This window comes from Sporomusa sp. (genome assembly GCF_035561255.1).
GTDB lineage: Bacteria > Bacillota > Negativicutes > Sporomusales > Sporomusaceae > Sporomusa.
In genome coordinates this window covers 1-3292 of sequence record NZ_DATMXX010000158.1, presented here as the reverse complement: position 1 = coordinate 3292, position 3292 = coordinate 1, and the positions used below count along the sequence as shown (strand labels likewise).

Sequence of the window (3292 nt, the reverse complement as noted above, 5' to 3'; positions counted from 1 at the left end):
GAATAATACATCCTCGAAATATTTTCAATACCATTTTGAAAAATTATTGTTGGCAGATACCGGTTTATAAGGTCTGATATATTTTTCGCAGCACTTTCTCAAACACAATTATTTCTTCCTCTGTACACTCCTTGAGCATTTCAGTTCGGACTATATTTAAGACCTCCAGCACTGAATCCTCCAGGGCAATAGCTTTCTCCGTCAAAAAGATATGATATGCACGGCGATCTTCCGGTGAATCTGCCCTATATACTAATTTTGAACTTTCCATGCGATCAATAAGGCCAGTAAGTGTAGAACTGTCCAAGTAACACCGCTTTCCTAGTTCAGAAAGACTAATACCGTCTCCTTTATAGAGTGTATATAGAACCATCATCTGTACAGGTGTAATTCCGATTTTTTGGCTAAGTATTTCTTTGGCAAACTGATTATGCTTTTGATCCGCTTTAGCAAGCAGGATACAGATACTATCAAAAATTGGGAGCATGTTTCCCTCCGTTACTCTTATTAGTTCAAATTAGTTTGTATACGTAAATTAAAGCTAAGTATAATCTGGTTATATTTAAAAGTCAAGTCAACTCCGTAAAGGGTGCTAGGGGCGTCTCATTGCCGCTTTTCCCATTAAGGCGGCAGTTCTTATTCTCTCCCTACCGCGTCAATTGCCACTTGACTTCTGTTCTTATCAATATAACCGAAACTAACCCTATTGTACCGTATCTTTTATTTTGCTAAGCTATAATAGTGACCATTCTTTTTTTGATGATCTGATTTCAAAAACCTTGCGGAGATATATCTAAAGGGAACCTCAGTTTAAGGTCCCTGCCATCACACAATTGGAGGAGATTTATGAGTTTTTTTATTATGATGTTCATCTTGCTGGTGATAGCCGGACTAATTGGTTGGCTCAATTACCTGCTGTTGGAACGTCGGTTTGCCGTTTACCGAAAACCGGTTGTTCGCTATACCTATCTGGTTATCACAGCATCAGCCGTCGTTGTGATGATGTATACCCGGGGGCGAAATTTGTCGCCAATGAATCCGGACGATGAAGTATATTATTGGCTGCTCTATATGGCATTAGCCTGGTTAGTTGGACAGTTTGTACTCATCTTGCTGCAACTGTTCTGTTATGTGACAGAGTGGCTTCTAGGCCTTCGCAAGGCCCGCCCTGCGACCCCGCAGTCAAACCAATCGGTTATGACAAGGCGGAGCTTTTTAACAGGCATGGCCACTGTCTTACCGATAATTTCTGTAGGCACGGGAGCAAAAGGGATATACGAGGCTCAAGCTGAAATGGTTGTGCAGCAATACCGGCTGACTTTTCCCAACTTGCCGGATCATCTGCAAGGTTTTAAAATTGGCCAAATAAGCGATACCCATTTGGGGCCATATTTCAGTTTGGACCGCCTAAATACTGCGCTCCAGCTGGTCAAAGAGCAAAAGCCTGATGTGCTGGCCATAACTGGGGACTTCGCTGATGATTTGCGCTTGCTAAAACCAGCTTTGGAGCGGTTGGATCAGCTCCAGCCGTCTATTCCCCTTGGGATTTATTTCTGTATCGGTAATCATGAATACATTCGTGATGCTGAACGGTTTCGTGCAGAAATAGCAAAAAGTAAGGCAGTGTTGCTGGAAAATGATAACCGGTTAATTGTGGCCGGTTCGCAACCGCTCTATCTGTTAGGGGTAGACTATCCTGGTTCAGATGTTGCCCGTTCGGCTCTCGACATCAGCGTCAACCGCCGGTTGCAGTGTTTTGCTGCAGCTAACCAGAACACCCCCACCAATGCCTTTAAAATTTTACTGGCCCATCATCCTGATTTTCTGATTGACGGTTTTGCTGCTCAAATCCCCCTGACACTGGCCGGTCACACCCATGGTGGTCAGCTAATTATCGGGGGTAAATCACTATTTAATACCCATGTTTATATGCGCGGCCTTTATCAGGAAAATGGTGTGTACGGTTATGTCAGCAGCGGAGCAGGCCACTGGTTTCCCCTGCGTCTGGGCTGTCCACCAGAAATTAGTATGTTTACCTTAACATCATAATGACTCAGGGGGACGGTTCTCTTGAGTCACCTATCCCCTTTGATCGCATTTAATCTGACACAGAAGCAATGAATAACTGGGGCAGGGTCCTGTCCCCCTGTCTCGCCCGGCGCGCCGTGTTTGGCGAGTTCATACCTTTTACCCGGCCAATGCTGGCACAGACTGGATTCACAGCAAGACCTCACGGCTTTTATGTACCAGAGTCACTGCTTCTTTATATAGTTATATTTATGTTTCGTTTGTTAGCTTTTTCTTTTTTTGCCTTTTTACAAGCAGCTTCTTCGATGTTAGCCTTCAACTCGTTAGCTTTCCGCCTGCGGGCGACTTCAGCTGCCGCTATCCCAAACTCAACAGATTCTTTAAGGTCTCTTGCGATCTCATTGCTCTTTCCTGTCAAGCTGTATGGCGAATTTTCGGTGCTACTTGTCTTTGATGCTGACTGGCTAAAGGAAAGAGCTATTCCCGCCCCGCCTATACTATTACACTGGGACACTTTGGCAGCAGCCGAAAGCAGTTTACCTATACTGGCGTTCATTAGAACATGCTCATGCCTGGCTAAAGCCTTTTCCCGATCACGCAGTGTTTTTGCCGCAGCCTCTTCTCTTTTCACTCTCTCTAGCTCAAGTTTCCTGGTTTCTTCTTCATAGATGGTTTGCTGGATCTGTTTATCAGTCGCTTGCAGTTCTACGATAACTTGCTTAATATCAGTATTGTTATTATTGTTGTCTTGCGTAGCAAGTATTTCTTTGTTGCCAATAGCTTCTTGTTCAAGTTTTTTTTGCAACCCATCGCGATATTCTCTTAACGCAGTTAGATTATTCTTAGGGTTCAAATTAGCTAATAAGTTATTTAAGCCCATTTGATCGATAGGCATTATATTCACTCTCCAATAATCATATTTCATTACGATAAATCCCTCACTAAATAATGCATCGAAAATTATAAGGAAGAACTTAACAATAAAATACAAACAGCGCCCCAAAAGGCGCTGTTTAATGACTCAAAAGAACCGTCCCCTTGAGTCAACCTATCCCCTTTGTATGTAAAGATAGCCATAACTTACTTTTCCGTAAGTTATGGCTATTTTCTCTGTACCGTGTTCTTTACGACAAATCATTCTGAAACTAAACTGTTCTTGCACTTTAGGACCCAACAAATTTGTCTTTGGCCCACAGCCCCTGTTGGAGCTTAACTTTTATTAGCCGATCTGTGCCATATTTCAATTTTTGAAGTAATTTCAAGG

Annotated in this window: 3 protein-coding genes; 1 reads left to right on the top strand and 2 read right to left on the bottom strand. The window is 43.0% G+C overall.

Annotation, left to right across the window (positions count from 1 at the left end; all coding sequences use genetic code 11):
• Positions 1-64 precede the first annotated feature (64 nt).
• Positions 65-487: a MarR family transcriptional regulator gene (locus VN379_RS09025; protein WP_325532982.1), complete on the bottom strand. Its 423-nt coding sequence runs from the start codon at positions 485-487 to the stop codon at positions 65-67.
• Positions 488-846: 359 nt separating this feature from the next.
• Here VN379_RS09025 and VN379_RS09020 point away from each other — a divergent pair, with 359 nt between their 5' ends.
• Positions 847-2049 (top strand): metallophosphoesterase, encoded by a 1203-nt coding sequence (locus VN379_RS09020; RefSeq protein ID WP_325532980.1) that lies wholly within the window; start codon positions 847-849, stop codon positions 2047-2049.
• A gap of 214 nt (positions 2050-2263) precedes the next feature.
• Here the strand turns inward: VN379_RS09020 and VN379_RS09015 are convergent, their stop codons facing one another.
• Entirely contained in the window at positions 2264-2923 is a 660-nt protein-coding gene (locus VN379_RS09015; protein WP_325532978.1) for a hypothetical protein, read from the bottom strand.
• Positions 2924-3292: the final 369 nt, after the last annotated feature.

Coding starts and splice junctions, on each gene's coding strand:
- VN379_RS09025 (WP_325532982.1), bottom strand. CDS start 487: ATGCTCCCAATTTTTGATAGTATCTGTATCCTGCTTGCTAAAGCGGAT.
- VN379_RS09020 (WP_325532980.1), top strand. CDS start 847: ATGAGTTTTTTTATTATGATGTTCATCTTGCTGGTGATAGCCGGACTA.
- VN379_RS09015 (WP_325532978.1), bottom strand. CDS start 2,923: ATGCCTATCGATCAAATGGGCTTAAATAACTTATTAGCTAATTTGAAC.